The sequence below is a fragment of the Sphingobacterium sp. ML3W genome (assembly GCF_000747525.1).
In the GTDB taxonomy this organism is placed as follows: domain Bacteria; phylum Bacteroidota; class Bacteroidia; order Sphingobacteriales; family Sphingobacteriaceae; genus Sphingobacterium.
This window is the reverse complement of record NZ_CP009278.1, coordinates 4,917,771-4,940,543: the sequence shown is the minus strand read 5'-3', so window position 1 is coordinate 4,940,543 and position 22,773 is coordinate 4,917,771. Positions and strand designations below refer to the sequence as shown.

At 36.5% G+C, this 22,773-nt stretch carries 14 protein-coding genes and 1 pseudogene; 11 read left to right on the top strand and 4 right to left on the bottom strand.

Features of this window, described 5'->3' with window-relative positions; translation table 11 throughout:
• The first annotated feature begins 7 nt into the window (after window positions 1-7).
• The 9 genes from KO02_RS20965 to KO02_RS20925 all read left to right on the top strand — a co-directional run bounded on the left by KO02_RS20965 (window position 8) and on the right by KO02_RS20925 (window position 13,598).
• Window positions 8-3,154, top strand: coding sequence for a SusC/RagA family TonB-linked outer membrane protein (locus KO02_RS20965; protein WP_051960161.1), 3,147 nt, complete (start codon window positions 8-10; stop codon window positions 3,152-3,154).
• A 19-nt stretch (window positions 3,155-3,173) separates the two neighbouring features.
• Entirely contained in the window at window positions 3,174-5,015 is a 1,842-nt protein-coding gene (locus KO02_RS20960; protein ID WP_038701459.1) for a RagB/SusD family nutrient uptake outer membrane protein, read from the top strand.
• Window positions 5,016-5,026: 11 nt separating this feature from the next.
• Window positions 5,027-5,932, top strand: a complete 906-nt coding sequence (locus KO02_RS20955) for a DUF1735 domain-containing protein (RefSeq protein WP_158500328.1) — start codon at window positions 5,027-5,029, stop codon at window positions 5,930-5,932.
• A complete protein-coding gene (locus KO02_RS20950; RefSeq protein ID WP_038701455.1) occupies window positions 5,929-6,660 on the top strand; it encodes a hypothetical protein in 732 nt (243 codons plus the stop codon). Before KO02_RS20955 ends, KO02_RS20950 begins: the two co-directional genes overlap by 4 nt.
• Before the next feature lie 99 nt (window positions 6,661-6,759).
• Entirely contained in the window at window positions 6,760-7,890 is a 1,131-nt protein-coding gene (locus KO02_RS20945) for a hypothetical protein (RefSeq protein ID WP_144243375.1), read from the top strand.
• A 23-nt stretch (window positions 7,891-7,913) separates the two neighbouring features.
• Complete coding sequence (locus KO02_RS20940) at window positions 7,914-9,035, top strand: hypothetical protein (RefSeq protein ID WP_051960158.1); 1,122 nt, start codon at window positions 7,914-7,916, stop codon at window positions 9,033-9,035.
• A gap of 111 nt (window positions 9,036-9,146) precedes the next feature.
• Window positions 9,147-11,501, top strand: coding sequence for a glycosyl hydrolase 115 family protein (locus tag KO02_RS20935; protein ID WP_158500327.1), 2,355 nt, complete (start codon window positions 9,147-9,149; stop codon window positions 11,499-11,501).
• A 58-nt stretch (window positions 11,502-11,559) separates the two neighbouring features.
• Window positions 11,560-12,774, top strand: coding sequence for a hypothetical protein (locus tag KO02_RS20930; protein ID WP_038701451.1), 1,215 nt, complete (start codon window positions 11,560-11,562; stop codon window positions 12,772-12,774).
• A 347-nt stretch (window positions 12,775-13,121) separates the two neighbouring features.
• Entirely contained in the window at window positions 13,122-13,598 is a 477-nt protein-coding gene (locus KO02_RS20925) for a LacI family transcriptional regulator (RefSeq protein ID WP_051960153.1), read from the top strand.
• Window positions 13,599-13,920: 322 nt separating this feature from the next.
• Here KO02_RS20925 and KO02_RS20920 read toward each other — a convergent pair whose 3' ends face one another.
• Window positions 13,921-16,044, bottom strand: coding sequence for a beta-N-acetylhexosaminidase (locus KO02_RS20920; protein WP_051960152.1), 2,124 nt, complete (start codon window positions 16,042-16,044; stop codon window positions 13,921-13,923).
• A 461-nt stretch (window positions 16,045-16,505) separates the two neighbouring features.
• On the opposite strand from KO02_RS20920, the gene KO02_RS20915 reads away from it, so the two are divergent.
• Both KO02_RS20915 and KO02_RS23890 read left to right on the top strand, forming a co-directional pair.
• Window positions 16,506-20,564 carry a hybrid sensor histidine kinase/response regulator transcription factor gene (locus KO02_RS20915; protein WP_038703136.1) on the top strand — a complete coding sequence of 1,353 codons (4,059 nt, stop codon included), beginning with the start codon at window positions 16,506-16,508 and terminating at the stop codon, window positions 20,562-20,564.
• Window positions 20,565-20,935: 371 nt separating this feature from the next.
• A complete protein-coding gene (locus KO02_RS23890; RefSeq protein ID WP_162473243.1) occupies window positions 20,936-21,238 on the top strand; it encodes a hypothetical protein in 303 nt (100 codons plus the stop codon).
• Here KO02_RS23890 and KO02_RS23405 read toward each other — a convergent pair.
• The 3 genes and pseudogenes from KO02_RS23405 to KO02_RS20910 form a co-directional block, all read right to left on the bottom strand.
• Window positions 21,198-21,308: pseudogene (locus tag KO02_RS23405) on the bottom strand (integrase core domain-containing protein); the annotation flags it as partial. The gene KO02_RS23890 and the pseudogene KO02_RS23405 sit on opposite strands and share 41 nt — an antisense overlap.
• A 136-nt stretch (window positions 21,309-21,444) precedes the next feature.
• Window positions 21,445-21,504: an ORF6N domain-containing protein gene (locus KO02_RS24185; RefSeq protein WP_235212403.1), complete on the bottom strand. Its 60-nt coding sequence runs from the start codon at window positions 21,502-21,504 to the stop codon at window positions 21,445-21,447.
• 478 nt (window positions 21,505-21,982) lie between these two features.
• A complete protein-coding gene (locus KO02_RS20910) occupies window positions 21,983-22,564 on the bottom strand; it encodes an ORF6N domain-containing protein (protein ID WP_038701449.1) in 582 nt (193 codons plus the stop codon).
• Window positions 22,565-22,773: the final 209 nt, after the last annotated feature.

Sequence of the window (22,773 nt, the reverse complement as noted above, 5' to 3'; positions counted from 1 at the left end):
ATAAATTATGAAGAAAAAAAATCGTGGGAGGAAACTCTTTCACAAAAGGGTTCCAAAAGGAGCGCTGTTTGCCTTGGCTTTTTTAGCCTCAATGAGCTGCGTAAGTGTCTATGGATTTATCGCCCGTAATGACTTACGTAAGTCAGAGAATGAACCGAATTTCGCACCTATTGCAAGTTATAAACTCATGCAGCAGACTCGGAAACTAACAGGAAAAGTACTCGGGCCTGATAAAAAACCGGTAGCGGGCGTAAGCGTATGGATAAAAGGGACAACATTGGGAACAACAACACAATCCGATGGTGTATTTATGCTCGATATTCCTAAAGATGTTCCGACCATTCTGTCAGTTCGCTATGTCGGTTTTAAAGATCAAGAATTGGTCGTCGAGGGAACGACCAACAACCTTGTCATCGAACTAAAAGAAGATGAAAGTGCTCTTGAGGAGGTTCAGGTAGTTGGATTTGGCACCCAACGTAAAGAAAGTGTTATTGGTGCGATAAGTACGATCAAACCTAGCAATTTACGGATTCCTAACGCCTCTATTTCCACAAATCTGGCTGGTCAGCTTGGTGGTATAGTTTCTATCCAGCGAAGTGGACAGCCTGGAAGTTCTGCAGAGTTTTGGATCCGTGGTATATCTACATTTGGAGCAAATAAAACGCCATTGATCTTAGTGGACGGTGTCGAGCGGTCGTTGGATCTGTTAGATCCTGAAGAAATAGAGAGTTTTTCACTTTTGAAAGATGCAACTGCTACAGCTTTGTATGGTGTTAGAGGAGCTAATGGAGTTGTTCTCATAAAAACCAAACGTGGCTCTGAAGGAAAACCAAAAATTTCTATACGTGCTGAAGCTGGAATAGTAGCCCCCACTAAACTGCCAAAGATGGCAAATTCCGTTGAATATGCTTTATTATACAATGAAATGAAAGGCTATGATTTTTATAGTCCCGACGTCATTCAAAAATATAAAGATGGTTCTGATCCTGATTTATATCCTGATGTGGATTGGATTGATGCGGTATTTAAGCCTTCTACCTCTAACCAACGTGTAACTGCAAATGTTACGGGTGGTGGAGAAATAGCAAGATATTTTGTGTCATCAGCATATTATCACGAAGATGGAATTTTTAAGTCTGGAGGAGAGTCTTACAACGGTAATCCTACATTCAAACGTTATAATTTTAGATCAAATGTCGATATAAATCTTCACAAAAATACAGTATTGGGGCTCACTCTTGGGGGTTATCTAACACAGAAAAGGGAGGCTGCAAATCAATCGGTTATCTGGGAAAAGTCCTTTTTTATGGTTCCTAATGTGTTTCCTATTCGTTATTCGAATGGCTACTGGGGTGGCGGAGTAGAACGGAATCCTTATTACAGGGTGACCAGGGAAGGTTATTCTAATAATTGGCAAAGTACATTAAATGCTTTATTGTCTTTAGACCAGGATTTGTCTTCAGTAACTGAAGGATTAAAGGCGAATATAAAATTTGCCTTTGATACCGATGCTTGGCATACCAATAAATATACACAGCAAGATGATATTTGGCTTGCAACTGGACGTGATGAGCAAGGTAATCTCATATTTAATACCCCTGATATAAGAAAAGGGGGGCCTTGGTTTGAAAATGGCTCTGGAGGAAGTAATGCTACTTATCTGGAATCTTCTATAAATTATAATCGATTATTAGGAAAACATCGTGTCGGTGGCTTATTACTTTTTAACCAGCGTGTAAAAGCAAATACGGCGAGCTCAGCTATTAATTCTTTACCTTATAAAAATCAGGGGTTGGCAGCTCGAGTAACTTATGATTATGATACAAGATATTTTATTGAAGGAAACTTTGGATATAATGGCTCTGAAAACTTCGCTCCAGGCCATCGCTTAGGTTTTTTTCCGTCTGTAGCTGTAGGATGGTATGTATCCAATGAAAAGTTTTTCGAACCAATAAAGGATGTGATATCTAAACTCAAAATACGATCATCTATTGGGCAGGTAGGGAATGACCAAATAGGCGGTGGAATTAGATTCATTTATTTGGGAACTGTCGCTAATACGGATAATTATGTTTACGGTAATTATAATAAAACTAGCGGTGAGCGTACCAATGAAATTCCAAATCCAAGTGTAGGTTGGGAAGTATCAACGAAAAAGAATTTAGGTGTAGAATTGGGAATCCTAAATAAAATTGATATTCAGGCTGATTGGTACCATGATGTAAGGGATCATATTTTTGTCCGCAACAATAATATCCCTGCCTATGTAGGATTACAAACTGTTCCAATGGTCAACATCGGTAAAATGAAAAGCTGGGGATTTGACTCTTCGTTGGAATATAACAATAAAGTTGGCGAAGTATATCTAACTGGTCGTGGTACTTTTACCTATGCATCCAATCAGATACTCAGAAATGGGGACGCAATTAACAAATATCCTTATATGAATACTGTGGGTAGGAAGATTTACCAGAATAATGGTTATGAATCTTTAGGCTTGTTTAGCTCGCAAGAAGAAATCGATCGTAATCCTATTCAGTTTAGTGAAGCACTTCATAGCGGTTTGCGCCCAGGAGATATAAAATATCAAGATATCAATGGCGATGGTGTTATCAATGATTTTGATAAAATTCCTATCGGCATGTCTGATATCCCTGAAATAACTTATGGTTTTGGGGGATCTATAGGCTGGAAAGGAATTGACTTCTCGATCTTTTTTCAAGGAACAGCGCGAGTGACCATACAGGAACAAGGAGAGAGTCTTCATCCATTTAGTAATCCGTATGCGTATTTAGATAATTTTAACCAAGATGTCGTTAATAATCATTGGACGCTGCAAAACCCAGATCCTAATGCTCGCTATCCAAGATTAAGTGAAGTTGATTATGCGAGTAATAATAATACCAAGACGTCATCTTTTTGGACGCGTGATGCATCGTTTATTCGTTTAAGAAATCTTGAAGTTGGTTATACACTGCCGAAAGTCTGGAGCAATAGACTGCACCTGCAAAATTTAAGAATATATGCATCAGGTGTCAATCTACTGACCTGGGCACCGGGAATTAAATTGTTTGATCCCGAATTGGGATCCACAGATGGACGTAAATATCCGCCTTCACGTATTTTTAATATTGGTATTAATATAAATTTATAAACTCCAAAAAAGAGACATAATGAAATTGAAATATATTAAAATATTATTTTTTCTCCTGGTAACGGTTCTACTATTTGGATCGTGTGAAAAATTTCTCGATACCACGCCTGAAGATCTACGCTCTCCTGAACAGATATTTTCGACGTACTCATCCACACAAAATGCCATGTATGGTATTTATGCTTATGTCAGGAAATCTAATCCTTCTTCTATGCCTGAAATGGTTTCGACAAGTGATTTGGATGTAGCTTATACAAATGTTACAACATTTGACCTGGGAACTTGGACCGCATCCAGCGCGCCCTACGACAAATGGAATACTTTCTATCAGGCAATCAGAGAAGCGAACTACTTTCTTCAAAATCTGGATAAATGTCCCGATAGCGAGCTTAATAAAGATACGCGAGAACAGTGGCGTGCAGAAGTGAGAACATTACGGGCATATTTTTATGCACAGTTGATGCGTATGTATGGCCCCGTTATACTTTTAGGAGATGAGTTACCAGATTTTACTGCTGTTGATATGAAGCAGCCACGGAATAGTTGGGATGAATGTGTTGATTGGGTAACATCTGAATTTTTGGCTATGGCAAATAACAGTTTTTTACCTATAGTACAAGAGGGAAATGACTATGCTCGCATGAGTCAAGCGATTGCTTTGGCTTATCGTGCACGTATTCTTTTGCAGTCTGCAAGCGATCAATTCAATGGAAATCCGATGTATACCAGTATCAAGAATTCTGATGGGAAAGCATTATTTCCTGTAACAAAAGATCCAAACAAATGGAAACTGGCCAAAGATGCAGCGGAAGACGTTATAAAACTAGGATATTATAGTTTGGTCAAAGTAAATGGATCTAACGGTGCGATTGATCCGTATTCTTCCTATAAATCAGTTTTTACAGTAGCTAAAAATAAAGAGATGATCTTTTCATACTTGTCGGATGACGGATATATAGATAAGCGTTTAGCTCCAAATAGTATCGGTGGTTGGGGAGGAGGATATAATCCGACACAGGAAATGGTCGACCTTTATGCAATGAACACTGGAAGATATCCAATTAGGGGCTATCAAGATGTCGACCGCAATACGCCGGATATTGATCCACAGGCAGGTTATAGCGAAACGGGATTCACAAGTTTTACCCACCCTATCGAAAAGGTGCCACGTAATACCTTTAACATGTTTGTTAACCGCGAGCCTAGGTTTTATGTGTCAGTTCTATATGGAGGTATATCTTGGTTTATACCTAATAAATCGTCTGAAAAAGTCTATGTGGAAATGTTCAAAAATGGAAATAATGGTCCTGATGCGTCTCATAATTACTTTTCAACAGGATATAATATGGTCAAACTTGCCATGCCCGAATATGAAGCAAGTCCAACCAAAAATGTGCAGCGGGAGATCCCTTATATGCGCTATGCTGAAATTCTTCTGAATTACGCCGAATCAAGTATTGAAATGGGAGATCTGTCAAATGCGAACTTATTTACGTATTGGAATATCGTCAGGGAACGTGCCGGGCTACCTAATATTGAACAGGCATATCCTGAAGCGGTAGGAAATAAACAAAAGCTGATCGAACTGCTTCGAAGAGAGCGACGGATAGAATTTGCTTTTGAGGGAATGAGTTTTTACGATACCCGAAGATGGCTTATTGCTGAACAGAGCGAAAGAGGTGCTATTCATGGTATGAACATTAGGGCAACCGGTACACGAGGATCCAATAATTATCCAGCGGAATTTTTCAAAAGAACGGTAATTGAAAAACGCGTTTTTACCCCGAGTTATTATTTATATCCTATACCGCAAAGCGATCTGAATAAAAACTTTTCATTAGTACAGAATTACAAATGGTAAAAGGAAGAAGAATGAAAAAGTATTTAATATTATTTTTAACAGCCACATTATCCTTGACAGCCTGCAGGGATACCAGATTTGATGATATGATCTCTGATTCGATTTATTTACCGAAAAGTGATCTTCAATCTGGGACAATTACGGTGATGAATGAGGATGACTATACACACAAGATATGGATTCATAAAGCAGGTTACTTTCAGAATAAATTTGATGGTAACTTATCATTGGATGCCACATATTTAGACACCTATAATGCGTCTCATAATACCGATTATGAAATACTTAATGAAAAGTATTTTACACTACAAAAGGATTTTGAGATAGCGGCAGGGGTTAATGAGGCTTCAGTTCCTTTAATACTAAAAATTGAAGATATTATTAAGGATCTAGGTTATGGAACCTACTATGTTCCTTTACGTATAAACAGTAAAACAGAAGGTGGAACTGTCAATGTAGAAAAATCCAATTTGATTTTGGCTATTACTTTGAAACAGCCTGTTCTCACGATTTATAGTGAGAAAAAGGGTGCCTTTTCACTTGATTTTTCGACTAATCCACCGGAGAAATACGATTTGGATCTGACTGCTGGTCTCGATGTTAAATCATCAATGGATCTTAATGTTTCTTATACGACTGATGTTAGTCTGCTTTCTCAAGAAGATAAGGCGCTAGACACGAAGTTCTATAGCTTTAAAACTGATCTTACTATTCCTTCAGGAGAGCAATATGTGGAAAATTTTCTGACGCTTGATGTGGCTAAAATGCCTAGAGGGAAATGGGTGATTCCTATTAGATTAATGCATATATCAAAGTTACCATTTCAAAAGGTACCCTTGATGATATTAAATGGACAGGAGACTATTTTCAGCAGAACGAAATTATTATTCCTTCACAGGTACTTCATGATAAAGTGATTGCTACAGCAGAGGGCGTGGAGATTGAAGTTTCTTCAGATCAGCCGTGGGCGAATGTGACGAAAAAGGCAGATGGTAACATTTACCTCAATGTGAATCAGCTAAATCCAGTCAATCATCGGGAACGCATTGCGACTGTTATCGTTCTAGACAAACAAACGAAACTGACCAAGACGATCAACATCAGACAATGTGCACCCGGGTATGGGACATTATTGAATCGAAAATTATGGAATATAGCAGCTTACAGTGCAAATGTGGCAGACAAAAGCAGCCAACTAAACCGATTATATAATGGCACTTGGCCTAGTAATTCCAGTGAGGACATTTATTTAGAATTAAATAATAGAGTTGATGGATCGACACCTTTTGTTTTGACATTTGATATGGGTGAAGGTCATAAACAATACAATTCCTTAGGATTAATGCCTAGGTTGCAATGGACCCAACCTGCCCCAAAACGTATTAAAATAGAGGTTAGTAATGATAATGCTAGTTGGACAACATTAGGTCCCAATTCGGCAACAACAGGAATGTGGGATGCTTTTACAGAAGCTGAATTAAAAGGTAGCACTAATAGTTGGACCAATCATTGGGAAGGTATGGTACACTGGTTTGACTTTGGAATGCAGACGAAGAGATACATAAGAGTGTCTCTATACGAAAGTTGGTATCAAACCACAGGTAAAGTAATGTGTCTGAATCAGGTATTTGTTAGTCAACGTTAACCTAATGTCTGGTATATCCTCTTGGGTTGGCGTAATCCAGTGCGAGAGGATATACTTACTTAGCTCAAAAATATAAAAGAATAAGCAATGATAAAAATTATGAACATCGCAGTCTTATTTACTGTATGGTTACTGACGATATTTTCAATACATGGATGTGGAAAGTCATCTCCTGTTGTACCAGATACCAAACCGGATCCAGATCCCCCGGTTGTAACACCCACAGATGAATTTGAATTTAAAGTGCTGGTCTATGTGGATAAGGCTAGCGTCGAAGGGCATCTAGGTGGCAGTGAACGCATCGTCAGTTCACGAATGGCTGAGCTATTTCGGAAAGTGACCAATTATTGGAATGAAAGTTCTAAAGGAAAGTTGAACAAAAAATACCGTTACACCTTTACTGACATGAAGATTTATGAAGGCTCTTCACAGAGTGCAGCCTTGCGCAAAGTGATATATAATGATCCTATTGATTTTAGCAAATACGATGTCACGGTGTTTTTTGATGGTATTCAGGATAATGGGGAGACCGGCAATGGAGGAGCTGCGCATGGCGGTGGATCAGATAATCGATCTGTTGTGACAGTATTCACAGGCTCTGGAACTCCTAAAGATATTTTCAATGATAATACCTATCGGACGCTTACTCACGAGCTAGGGCATTATCGTGGCGTTACTGATCTTTATCAGTATATTATTAGTGCGAATGATAATCCGGTAAGCAATCAGAAGTTTGATCCACCGATTTGCATTATGAATGATGCTGCGTCTGGTTTATGGAGCGATTATGCAGCAGCATGTATTAATCGTGCGGGCTCATCCAAACAGATCGGAAAAGACTTCACGGATTTCTTTGGAAGTATGTATCCTAAAAATATCGAAATTAATGTTACTGTAAATGGCGTATCAAAAAGAGGACTTGATGTTAAAATTTATGGTTCTAGGGCTGGTGCCAGTGGACGAAATCGGGATATTTATCCAACAGCTTTTCTAACCGGACAGACGGGCAGTGATGGAAAATATATGATGAGGGATACCAAGAATCTTTTTATTCCTGATAAAGGTAAATTTCCAAACATTCCACAAGATCTACCTTACGGCCGATGGTTCGGTTTTTTAGTAGAGGTTTCTTCTGGAACAACAAAAAAATATGCATGGTTACCGGAGTATGAAATTCAGATGCCTTTCTTTGAAGGAAAGGATACGTATACCGCTAATATAGCTTTTTAAACACCTAAGCCAGGGGAAATACCATGGCTAATTTAAATATTAAAACAATGTTCAAAATTTCTGTTTTATCTCTCATTTTAATTTTTTGTATCAGTGGGAAGATTACAATTGCTCAAGATAGGACAATTGTTTCTGAAAAAGACACAATTACCTATAGAGCGCAGGTATGGGTTGAAAAAGAGGATCTTGCAAGATATGGTGGGGAAGAAATCTTTAAGAAGAATCTTGAAAAGATGTTTGCTCAGACCACTTTATTTTGGAATGAAAGTTCTAATAAATTCAATTATTATTTTCGTTATGTCCCTGCGGGATTAAAAATCTATGATAATAATAGTAATAAGGACAATTATGACAAGCACATAAAAGACGCTTCTGGTATTTTAGATACCGAAAAATATGACTTTGTTGTTTTTTTTGCTCTCAATGCCAAGAATAATGGGATGTGGTGTAGTGGAGGGGGCAAAAGTGGACAAGCATTAGTTGCTTGTTACAAAACGCTGGAAGAGCAAAAAAAGAATGGTGATATCTTTTCTAAGGTACCACCAGTACAAGGTGTGTATAGCGATCTTGGCCATGAATTCGGACATGTACGTGGTGCGACAGATATGTACCAATATATTATTAAAGCTAAGGATAATTCTGTCAGCCTTGTTGATTTAGTACCTCCGGGATGCAATATGGGGACAGCATTTGGAGCTTGGAGCGACTACTGCTCAGCTCTTTTTAATTATACAGCCCATCATAAACAGTTGAACAAAGATTTAACTAAAAATGTATTTCCCGATAAACTTCGAATAAAGGTATTGGTAAAAGGAAAGACAGAGAAAAATGTATCCGTTAAGTTTTACGGAACAAGAGCCGGGGGCAAGAAGAATAATAGGGATGTATACCCCAAGCCATTCCGTACATTTTCAACAGATAAGGTGGGTTATGTCGAGATTGACAATGTCTATAAATTATACCATCCTGATCATGATGATATCGGTATACCACCTAAAGATGAATTCCCTTATTGGTACTGGTTCAGTTTTGTTGTTGAAGCGGAATATAATGGGCAAAAGAAATATGTATGGATACCAGACTGGCAAACCCAGATAACCAAGCTAAAAGGTGGAAATATACATGAGGCGGTTATCGAATTTTAAGTATGAATAGTATATATGCATTTAAAATAATCCAGATGAAATATACGTCATTAATTTTCTTTTTACCCTATGAGGACTGCGTATATAAATTCGAAATTGAATAACATTAAGGTGAAGAAAACAGTAATATTAATTTTTTCGGTTATTGTTGCGCTAAGTACCAGTGGAAAAGATAAATTTCACCTGATTGATAAGGGGCAGGGTACTAATATTCATTATGTGGGTCATTCACAAGTGGTAAATACAGCAATTGAAATGCTTACTAATGATTCTAAGCTCATATCATCTCCATTTAAATTTTCTTCCACTTTGAGCGAAGATGGGGTAGTCGTTGGTGTAATCGGTGAAAATATTGCATTTGATAAGCTGTTAATAAAGTATAAAATAGATGTCAAAGGGATTAAAAATCAATGGGAAGCTTGCCACATCGAGGTTTCAGGAAAGCAAGAAAATATACTTTTTGTTGTAGGTAGTGATCCCAGAGGAGCAGCTTATGGAGTATTAGAACTCTCTAGAAAGATCGGGATTTCTCCTTGGATGTGGTGGGCAGATGTTGTTCCTTCTAGAAAAGAGACAGTCACCTTACCATTTGGCTTTAAAGAAACTCAAAAACCATCGGTACAATATAGAGGAATTTTTTTAAATGATGAAGATTGGGGTATAGTTCCATGGAGTTCTCAGACTTTTGAACCGAGTACTGTTCCTTATCATATGGGGCCAAAGACCTATGGTAAAGTATTTGAACTGTTGTTGCGGTTGCGTGCTAATACTTTATGGCCTGCGATGCATGAAAGAACAACTCCGTTTTATACAGTAAAAGGAAATAGAGAAACAGCGGAGAAATATGGTATAGTTATGGGCACCTCCCATTGTGAACCGTTGATGAGAAATAATGCAGGGGAATGGTATAAAGAAAATTTAGGAAGATATAACTTTAAATCCAACCGTGAAAACATCATTAATTACTGGGCAGAAAGATTAAAAGAGGTGGCTGGCACAGAAACTTTTATGACTGTTGGGATGCGAGGGGTACACGACGGTCGTATGGAGGGTGTCAAAACATCCGCTGAATATCGTGACGCTCTCCACGAAGTATTTGATGTCCAAAGGGATTTACTTAAAAAATATATTAATCCAAATGTGGAGGAAATACCACAGACTATGGTTTTATATAAGGAGGTTTTGGATGTGTATAAGGAAGGACTGGAGGTCCCGGATTACGTTACATTGATGTGGACAGACGACAATGATGGCCATATCTCAAATCTTAGCAATAAAGAGGAGCAAAAACGCAAAGGAGGGTCAGGAGTATACTATCATGTTTCTTATTGGGGATCTCCACATGACTATCTTTGGCTAAGTTCTACACAGCCCGCACTTGTTTATTCTGAAATGAAGCGTGCTTGGGATTATAATGCGCGCAAACTATGGATTTTAAATGTAGGTGATATAAAGCCAGCGGAATATCTGACGGAGCTATTTTTGGATATGGGGTGGAATATCGAATCGATAAACGAAAAGAGCTTGAAAGAACACAGTTATAACTGGGCTGCTCGTGAATTTGGAGGCCAAAAGACCGCTGAAATAGCCGAAGTCATGAAAGAATATTATAGATTAGCTTCTATTCGCCGTCCCGAATTTATGGGTTTCAATAAAGTAGAAATAGAGGGATATCCACGTGGCGGATTGATGCCGGTCGTATCTCCTGATTTCACGATTGATGAAGCAAAAAAAAGGGTTGCAGATTATGACGCTATTGAAAAATCTGCCATTGAGATTTCTAAATATATTCCGAAGAATTTGAGGGATGCTTATTATCAATTGGTAGAATATCCTGTTAGAGCTGCATCGCAGATGAACAAAAAATTTTTATTGACAGGTCAGCCTGCCTTGGATGCTTATAATGAGATCACTAAATTAACTGATCATTATAACATGGAAATCGCAAATGGCAAATGGAATGGAATCATGGATATGAAACCTCGTAATTTACCCGTTTTTGAGTCAGCAAATTATACGCACAAAGATATGGAGGTTGGTCGTCCAAATCCAAAAAATAGTTTGACAATTTATGCGAATGAGTTTAATAAATCTATTGGGATTGTCCGTACAATTACGGGATTAGGGCATAGTAATCAAGCTTCCGAAATTAACCGAGAAAGTGCTGTAGAATACGAATTTACGATTGAGGAGGAAGGTGACTACGAAATTCAATTAGGTTTTATTCCAATGCAACCGGCCAACGGTGGAGATTTATGTCTTGAGCTTTGGCTGGATGACAAATATTTAGGAAAGCACTCGATAAAGGCAAAACCATTTACAGACCGATGGCGAGCTAACGTTTTGAGACAACAAGCAATTATTGATTTCAAGCAGAATATGAAGGTTAATAGCACACATTTTCTAAAAATCAAGGCGTTAGATAACGATATTATTGTTGATGAAATAAAGATAATGCGGTGGTAACCTGCATATATAGTATTCCATAAGTTATTAATTAAAACAGATTACAAGTTATTTTGGTATGAAACAACATATTTTTTTAATTCTATTTTTATTCCTTTCTATAGGTTTATATGCACAGGGAAAAATTCATGGCCTGACTGTAATAGCGGATTTCAATGATTTTCAATATAAGGCTTCAGATGCGACCATTGATAGTTTGCTGAATCAGAAAAGTGGTTACAATAAAGCAGGCAATGTCGGCTCGCTGAACGAGTTTTTTAAAGATCAAACAGATGGAAAGTATGATGTCACCCATACCGTTGTTCGTATCCGCTTTCATAAAAATAGGAGTTACTTCAAAAACTCATCTGGAAGAAATCCGGATACCAATGAGCCCTGGGATTGGGGACAGGCTTTTGCTGATTCCGTGATTTTGAAAGTAAAAGAAAAGTACCCTGATGGCATCCCGGGGTTAACTCGATACAAGGAGTTATCGAATAATGGAATTGGCTCCTGGTTGGTATTAGTTCCCTTTGGTTACTCCGCCTATGGGGTAAAATCAGTTATTCCATTTAAAAGTGGTGATTCGTACATTCCCATGAACCATATCGGACTGTGTGACATTGGCCAGGGTACAGAGACAAGTCATATGACCAGGATACTGGCACATGAATCTTCCCACGCAATTTTTCGTTTTCCTGATATCGGTAATCAGGCCGGTGATGATCTTTCCAAAAAAGGAAATGCCGGATCTTTTTGTATCATGGGTTGGAATGCCGGTAGTGAAAATTCTCCCATCGATTATTGTGCACCGTTGTTGCTTACCTTGAAAACAGCGGAAGTTGTCGATATTTCTGCTGATGACAAAAAGAAAATATCGATTAGGTCGAATGCCAGAGACACGTTGTACCGTTTTGTTAATCCAAAAAATTCAAAAGAATATTTTGTTATTCAGTCACTTAATCATAGCAAATGGTATCCTAGCTACAATGTAGCTGGTCATCCTATGGATATTGGATTGGCTATCTGGCATGTCGTGGAGGATTCGAATGCGCCAATGCATCCCTGGTTCCGTCTTGTGGCGGCAGACGGTGTCGACTTGATGAACGATAGATCAACCAAACCACCTGTGGCAACAGGAAACGATAATCGTGTTCTACTTGGCAAAAATGTTAAATCTGTAAATGGGAAGATAAATCCGATGCTACGCTGGCGGGACGGAACAGTCCCTAGTCTTAAAATTTCTGATATCAGTGTACCGGGCGCTATAATGAATTTCAATGTAGGTTATTAATAAGTTTAGCAATCAATTTTATGAATTAGAGAATTTATATTTCCAATTAATACTTAAAAAAGGGAATGACGCAAACAGTCGTTTTTGATATAAAGGATGAATAACTTGGTTTCTATAATAACAATATAAACTTTATTGTGGAAAAGGGAGATTTTACGATTATGGTAGGCGGTGACAGTACCAATCTAGATAAGAAACTTTTTAGTTTAAAATCATAAAAACTTAGCTAAATGACCCCAAATAAGCACATTGAAGATTCGAAGCAATGCGTTTTTTGCTAAAGATTCGAGCAATAAAACATTTATCAAATAGAAATAATTGACCTTTAATTTTGATAATAGAATGATATGAAGAAGATTACTGTCAAAGAAATTGGATTAGCTCTTAATAAATCTAGATCAACAATATCTAAAGCTCTAGCGGATAGTCCAGAAATAAGTCATAAAACAAAGAAAATGGTTCGGAATTACGCTCTTACCCATGCATTTGAGATCAATTCAATGGTGAAACTATTTAAATGCATTGAAAATAGATTAATAGGAGTTATTCTTCCGACTATTGATACACCTTTTTTTTCTAATCTATTATGCAATTTCGAGAGTTCGCTGGCTTCCTTAGGTTACCACCTTATTTTTATGCAAAGTAAGGATGATCTATATCTTGAGCTAGAATGTATAGAGCGTTGTGCTATTAATAATTTTGCTGGCATGGTAATTTTGAGTACTGGAAATAATTTGTCGCGAGATCGGCTTAAAGATTTAGAGAAAAACAGATTTCCCATTGTGGTAATCGATGAGATATTTAGATTTTTAGATAAAAAATAACCTTAGCGCATTGGGATTTTTATGATAGCACTCGTTTATATAAATTAGCGAGAGATGCCAGTAAGCTTATATTGGTACAATTGAATAGTATTTTAACTGAATATTCGAAGTAACGGGTTGTTAACTCTAGAACACTTATTTTTTTTTTATTAAAGAGGAGCCTAAAGTAATACCCCCTTTTTGCAGTCAAATATTTGAAATGACATGTAAAGCATATATTAAATTGAATAAAATAGGGCGGTCCAGTTGGACTGCCCTTTTGATGGATAAAATTTCAGACTATAACTTTATGTTGTCTTTTCTAATCATTACGATGTTTAAATCAAAAAATGCAAATTTCATCCAATGACATTCCACCTCTTTTAGAAAATACTTTTAACAATATAAATCTTGCATTCCATGAGCCTTTAGCAGAATAACTATTGATTTTTAGAATACTGTTATTTATATCATCAGAATTTTTATTAACAATGCTATCAGCTAGTTCAAATTTTTTCCCATCTAACGAGTAATAAATTTCGATTTTGTCTGGAAAGCTGCGTCTAGCTCCAGCGTAGAGTTGCATCCATCGAGAACTGATCATATGAATTGTAAATGTATTTTTTAAGTCGATTAAAAATTCTTGATCGCCAGAAAAATTTAACCATTTTTCATCTAAATATGTTTTTCCTCCTAACTGTCCATCTATAAGCAAATTTAGATTATTACTATTTAGTGAACTTTTGATATTTTTACCTATAGCATTGTGATAGTAGAAATTTTGTTTAAACACTTCCCCTATGGTAGAATCATTTTTGAACGAAGCTGCTGTCAAATTTAAACTATCAGTTATGATAAAGGGCTTTTCATAATTTTTGCTTTTTTTGTTCGGCATGCTACCGTCTGTTGTATATTTTATAGCTAAACTTTCTTCTTCATTTTCTAAAGAAACTACTGCGTTTTTATTTAATGAATCGGTTCTGATATCGAAATCAATATTTCCGGTAGGATTGTATGTATTTATACCTCTATTTTTTAGATATTTTAATTGATATGGCAATCTTCTATTAAAATCTGTCCAATCACGGTTTTGTTTTACACTCCATCCAACTTCAGAAACAGCTAGTGTTCGTGGAAATGCCATATATTCTAACTGGGGCATATCTGATATCCATTCGGTCCATAATTGAGCCTGTATACCTAATGCATGAGAATCATCGTCTTTAACAGGCGGATTATAACTATATACCTTTTTTAATGTTGTGTATCCATCATGTGCAAGAGGTTGTGTATTAGGTGACGATTGGAAGTAGTCAAGATATAGATAATGCAACGGTGCAAATATTACATCATATCCTTGTTCCATCGCTCTAGTCCCAAATTCGTCTCCTTGCCATGATGTAATAATCGAAGTTTTATTTAACTTTTTATCAATTATTTCGTCCCATCCAGCTAGTCTACGTCCTCTGTTATTTAATACGGTTTCTGCTCTTTTGACGATGTAATTATGCAATTCATGAAATTCTTTCATGTTTTCGATTTTCATAAGGCTCTGACACTTTGGGCAACTCTTCCAAGCTGTCATGTTTGTTTCATCACCGCCTATATGGATAATTTTTGAAGGAAAAAGATCCATTACTTCGTTCAATACTTTATCCATAAAAATATAGGTACTCTCATTTCCTGGGCAGAAAGCATTATTTGTATAAGGTATTCCACTGCAACATAATTCCGGATATGCTGCGAACACTGCTCGGGAATGTCCAGGGAACTCGATTTCTGGAACTATATTTATGGCTTTGCTAGAAGCATATGAAATAATTTCCTTAACATCATTTTTTGAATAATAACCGCCGTGCGCGTTTGATGCACTCATTTCAGTGAATTTACCTCCGTTTTTCCACCAGTTTTGCCAGATTTTGTCAGTTCTATGTGATCCTAGTTGTGTAAGTTTAGGGTAAGCATCTATTTCAATTCGCCATCCTCCATCATCTGTTAAATGCCATTGTAAAGTGTTTAATTTGTAATAGGACATAAGGTCAATCAATTCCTTTATTTCTTCCTTACTAAAAAAATGCCTTGAAACGTCTAACAGTATACCTCGGTATGGAAATCTTGGCTTATCTTTTATTTTTACTTTTGGAAGCCCTTTAGAAGTGTATAATTGGCGAAGTGTTATATCGCCATAAAATAAACCAATTTTTGTTTTAGCTTTTATTGATATGTCTTTTGAAGTTACGTCCAATATATATCCCTCGTCCCCTAGATCAGAAAATTCATTGCTGAGCTCATATGACACTATTGATTTTTTTGTTTTTGAAAAAAGTTCGCTCGAATCAACTTTTTTAAAGCCTTTGTGATATTCGATGTCCAAAGGTCGAGGAATTATATTAACATGTTTATAAGCAGGAACACTCGCACATCCAAATAAAAAAAATGGGATAATAAATAATAATGGTCTTTTCATAATAAAAAATTGGGTTTTTCAAATTAGATTTATTATAGTAAGTTATTAAAACGGATAGTAAAGGTTTAATACAATCGTACAAAAATATAGAAGGATCGTTCAATATAAATTTTCGATGATTCGATTGTACATATTTTAATATTTAAGCATATTGATGGGATTAATTGATGTTTTGTACGGGATTGGGATTTTTTTGAACGATTTTATTAGTGAGGAGTTTTTAAATTGCTGATTATTGTGTTTTAAACCGACATCATAGGGATAACAAAAGAAAATCAATTGTGCCGCCCAATTATGCAATTTTAAATTTGTTATTTGATTGATATAATGAAAGTAATATCCAGGAGGTTTGGAGTATCTCTATATTTTTAAATTTGAAATATAGATGTTAAAAATTAATATTGCATGCTTAGGGAATTTAAAAGATGAAATTTACAATGTTTAAATTAGTTAATAAAGTAATGAAAAATTTAAAGATTGTTTTTCTGTTTGGAATTCTTGTAAAGACATTTCTTTTTTATCATGTTTTAGCTCAGTCTAGAAGTCAGGTTAACAAGCGTAATTATACGATGGATCAAGGGTTGTCGTCTAATAGGGTATATAGCATTGTACAAGATTCCGTAGGCTTTATTTGGGTTGGGACCAACGATGGTCTCAATAGATTTGACGGAACCCGCTTTAGAAATTTCAGATATGACAGTAAGTCTTCCAATTGTATTTCCAGCAATAGTGTGATGGATCTACTTATTGCCTCTGATGAAAGGTTATGGATTGCACTCGACAATGGGGTTGATATCTATGATCCCTATTCGGACACCTTTCAAAAACTTGTAGTGAAGACGGCTAAAGGGGAATCAATCAATGGACGTGTATTGACAATCATCCAGGACAAAGCAGGTGATATCTGGATAGGTACATCTACAGACGGTTTATTTCGTTATTTATCAAAAGAGAAAAAACTACTTAGGTATACGCATAATATCTTAAATAATAATACTGTTCCGGAAGATCGTATTATCTCATTATGTGAAGATAGTGAAGGAAATATCTGGATTGGAACTTATAGCCAAGGTTTAAGTCGGTATTCAAAAGAGAGCAATAGTTTTAGTCATTTTAAGAAAACAGCATCTCCTACAAGCCTTTCTGATAATTCAATTCAGAAGATTTTTGAAGACAGTTATGGTTACTTATGGATTGGTACTTTTCAGCAGGGAATTGACCGTTTTGATAAGTCCACCTCAACCTTTTTGCATTACCCTCCCTCTGGACAGAATACTTTATTATACCATATTCAGGGAATGCGGGAGTATCAGCCCGGAAAAATTATTGTAAGCTCAGATAATGGTGTCGGGATTTATGATAATATTGAAGGAAATCTTCAATATTCAAGTGTGAATAATTCCGACTTATCTTTTTCAAACAATAAGTTTATTTATGACATATTCAAGGACCGCGAAGGAGGTTTATGGTTGGGATCCTATTTCGATGGATTAGCATATTTACCGCCAGTGCAAAATAACTTTAAACATTATGAACTTAAAAATTCTCTTGGTTTAGGAAAAGTTGTGAATAGTATCTTAGAATTGGATAACGGACAGTTTCTTATCGGCACAGATGATAATGGAATTCATTCTTTTGATCCAAAGACAGAAAAGATTGTGCCTTATCGTTCTGCAAGTGATATAAACGCGACCTATTACTGTATCCATGATCTCTTGCAGGAAAATAATAAGCTCTTTGCCGCGACCTATGAGCGAGGCTTGGAAATAATTGATCTTAACACTAAAGCTGTTAAATCATATCTTCATGATCCGAATGATCCGAATTCGATACCCTCTTCCCGTGTATTCTCCTTATTTAGAAGTAGTAATGGGAGGATCTATATTGGTACTGGAAGTGGAGTCTGTTATTATAATCGCGAACAAGATAATTTTGTGCGCTTGGAACCAGAATATCTCGTTGTAGCTTTTGCAGAGGATTCGGATAATAATATTTGGATAGCTACAAATAATAAAGGTCTCTATAAATATAATGTAAAAGAGAAGACCTATAAGAAGTACGAATTTGATCCTGTAAATAAGTCAAGTTTAATACGGAATGCATTAACATCATTAACGTCTGATGCAAACGGGAATATCTGGGTTGGGTCTAACGGTTATGGACTCTGTAGATATGACAAAAAGAATGATAGTTTTATTCGATATGAACAGCTGAATCTTCTTAATCAGATTATATCCTCTATTGTGCCAGATGGTAATATGCTTTGGGTGGCAACGAATAAGGGTTTAGTATGTGTGGATAATAATGGAAAGAATATCAAATTATATACGAAATCAAACGGTTTGTTTAATGAACAATTTACTTCTCAGTCCTTTTGTTTATCGAGTGCAGGGAGGCTTATGTTTGGGACGGCTAATGGATTTTGTCAATTTTCCCCAAACAAGCTCGTTGAAAATAAGTATGTCCCGCCAGTTGTCATTACGAGTTTGTCCATAAATAATAAAGTGGTATCACCACAATTTTTTGGCAGCCCAATAAGTAAACCTATTGGATTAATTAGCTCTTTAGATCTTGCTTACAATCAGTCTACTATTTCTGTAGAGTTTGCCTCACTGAGTTATGTAGACCCTTCACAGACTATGTACAAATATAAACTGGAAGGTTTTGATGAGGAATGGCATGAAGTAAAGAGTAGCGCAAATTCCATTACATTTACCAACCTTCCTTCCGGTAAGTATAAACTTTTATTAAAGAGTACCAACAGTGATCATGTATGGGCAGATCGAAATTTTCAGCTTGACATTAAAGTCCATCCTCATTTTTTAAAGTCAAAACCAGCAATTATCATATATATCATTTTATTAATAGCCTTGATTATTTTTCTTATCAGATATCTGCTGAATAGGTCTGAAGAGAGACATAATGCGCAGATTAAGAAAGTTGAATTAGATGCAGAGAGACAGATTTACGATTCCAAACTTGAGTTTTTTACAAATATAGCCCATGAGATTAGGACACCTTTAAGTTTGATCATAGGTCCTATTGAATATATTTCAAAATCTAAGGAAATTAGAGATAGTTATGGTGAATATCTTTCCATTGTCCAACTCAATTATAGAAGACTCTATTCATTAATTACACAATTACTAGATTTTCGAAAGGTCGATACGGGTAATTATAGGCTTACTTATTCTTTTATCGATCTGAAACAATTGCTGGATGAAGTCAGGTCTATGTTTAAAATTGCCGCTAAGCAAAGTAATGTTGACCTTGAGATTTGTGCGGGTACTGATCATCTACATCTATATGCAGATAAGGAGGCTTTAATTAAGATATTTAGCAATTTGATCTCCAATGCGTTGAAATTTGCACGACAAAAAGTTTTGTTATCTGCTTATGAGGAAAATGGTTGGACAATAATTTCGATAGAAGATGATGGAAAAGGGATCGGACATTCAGAACGGGAAAATATTTTTAAAGCTTTTTACCAAGTAGGCGAGAATGGGAGTGTGTTTAATAGCGGTATAGGAGTCGGTTTACATCTGACAAAGAGCTTGATCGAAATGTTAGGTGGAGAGATCGTTGTTTTGGATCGAAAAGAGCAAAAACCGGGCACAAAATTTTTGGTGAAGATTCCGACGAGAAAAGAGCAATGGGATAAAAAACTCGATATAGCACAACCTTTAGGTTTACATTCTGGGATACCGGAAGAAGTCAGCAAGCATATTGAGGGGGATTACGAGGCAGATCAGATGACGATTGGCAACAACAAAAGGACAGTTCTGGTTGTGGATGATAATATTGAAGTGCTTGAGTTTCTTCGCAAAATCTTGGAAGAGGAGTATCTTGTCATTATAGCAGTGAATGGACCAAGCGCCTTAGAGATCCTCAGGGGCGAGACAATTGATCTAATCGTTAGTGATATTATGATGGAAGATATGGATGGGCTTGAATTATGCCGTCAGATCAAGCGTGATATTGAAATATCACATATTCCTATCGTACTACTCTCGGCAAAGCATGATATTGAAACAAAATTAGAAGGATTGGAGATTGGTACTGATGCTTATGTAGAAAAGCCATTTTCTCCATTCCAGCTTAAAGCACAACTTAAGAATCTGCTTGACAAGCGGGAGGAATTAAAGAAAAGATATGCATCTACGCCAAATTTAGAAGCAAAGGTCACGACACATAATAAAATGGACGAAGAATTTATTGAACGCTGTTTGGCTATTATCAATGAAAATCTTGATGATTCTGCGTTTTCAATAGAAAAGCTAGCGTCGGAAATGGCCATGAGCCGTACTTCCTTATTTTCGAAAGTAAAGGCTATAACAGGGATGACACCTAATGATTTTATTAAAGTGACTAGACTGAAGAAAGCGTGTATATTCTTAAAAGAAGGTAAGTATCGTGTGACGGAGATTGGTTATCTCGTTGGATTTGGTTCACCATCGTATTTTACAAAATGTTTTTCGAAGCAATTTGGAATGTTACCGACGGATTACGTTAAAATGTGATAGTGTCGTCGTGAAAAAAACTTACAGATTCTACTGGAATTACAACAATTAGAATCGATCTTGCGTTAAGCTGTAATATTTAGTTGATTCAGTTTTCTTCCAAACTTCCTCACGGAACGCGTATCTAAGTGCAGAATGCATTCTTTTTCGGTTATACCAGGTTTCTATCTATTCAAATACGACAATCGCTGTCTAATCATTATTTATGAACTTATGCGTAAGCTCACTGTGTAGCGCATCTTGACAATTTTTTTATAGTTATTACTGTTGGTTCTATAAAATTTCAGATATGAGCCCTATAGTATCCTTTAAATACAAGCGCGAACGGATTCGCCGTGGTAATGATGAGATCCTTTCTTTAATCAGTGCGTATGACCAAGTCAAAGATCATGTTGAACCCGATGAATTCTGTCTGTCTGTCTGTCTGTCTGTCTGTCTGTCTGTCTGTCTGTCTGTCTGTCTGTCTGTCTCATGATATTAGTCCGGGGACGTTCTATAACTGGCGGAGATTGGAGCGCAGGAATGGTAAGTATTCGGGGAAACGAAAATTTTATGGTCAATTCTTCGAGCTCCGTTCCGATTCAATACCAGAACCTACTGATGCAATAGTTTCCATCCCTGGGCCATCAAAAGCATTGAACCAAACAAATAGGCATCCAATACATCCGCCCTGAATGTTCGATTCAGTCGCTCGATATAAGCATTTTGAGCAGGCTTTCCCGGTTGTATGTATTGTATTTCAATCTCATAGAAATGTTTTTCCTGTCTTTACTTAACGCCACTGCACGTTCTTTAAAGGTGCGATCGTGTTTTTTACGGATTTTAGCCATCGTTTCAAAATCAAGATATTTATTGTTCTTAACTTACACTGCCGACTAAGTTAGCAACTCCAAACCTTAGTTTCAATGCCGTATAATTCTGCGAGATCACTATCTAGCATTACTTTATGCCCTCGGAATACATATATTTTATTCATGATGACCTCTTCGTGTAGTACAGATAGCGCATTTTCTTTCGCCATAATTGATTTATTCTATTGGTTTTCAGTGTCTAAGATAGTGAAAAATGTAATGATTTGCTCCCTTCTGTCGCTTATTTAAAAGTTAGACTAATCGTTACCGCGTCACTTGTCAGAGCGTCACTTATTTAAAAGTTAGACTTATCGTTACTGCGTTACTTGTCACTGTGTTACTTTTTTAAAGTTAGACTGATCGTTACTGCGTTACTCGTCACTGTGTTACTTGTTAGGTTAAAACGTTAGACTATTCGTTATTCGTCACTGCGTTACTCGTCAGGTTGTTAGGTGAGTAAGTTAAACTAATCGTTACTGCGTCACTGTGTCACTGTGTTACTTGTTTAAACCTAAAGTCTGCGGGTATTCCATGATGCCGATAAAAAACAAATCTATCCATCATGAGCTATTCTGTTTTACTCCCTACATCAAATCCTATTCTTTTTCTTTCAGCAGGTATCAGTTCTTCTATTTTATCTTGGAGACGGTCAATGTATTCGAATACAAGCTCCATATTTTTATCTTGACCATCTTGTTTTCTAGAAATTTTTTCGACAGCATTTTTTATTTCAGCGATTTCAAGACGGAGATCCGTGTTATCCGTTAATAATTGGCGCATTCGCGTAAATACCCGCATTATCTGTATGTTTATTTTGATAGCGATGTCGCTTTTTAATACGGAAGATAGCATTGCGACTCCCTGTTCTGTGAACATCATTGGCAAATATCGACTACCACCTCTATTATCTGCTTTTGAGGTCACAATTTGTGACCTCAAAAGTTCATATTCATTTTCTAATAACTCAAACATAAAATCATCAGGGAAACGGGTTATATTTCTTCGTACTGCTTGCTTTAAGACCTTAGTTTCAATACCATATAATTCTGCGAGATCACTATCCAGCATTACTTTGTATCCACGGAATACATATATTTTATTCATGACCACCTCCTCGGGTAGTATTGACAGCGTTTCTTGTTTCGCCATAATTGGTTAAATATATTGGTTTTCAATATCTAAGATAATTAAAAAGTAATGATATATCTTAACCTTTAGACTCGTCTCCCGCATCTGGTTGAGGTAATAAGCCAATTACTGGACGCTCGCCATTTTTAAACGTTATCAGGTTATTAGGTGAGTAAGTTAGAACCTAAAAGTCTGCGGACAATCCATGATGCCGATATTAAACAGACTTT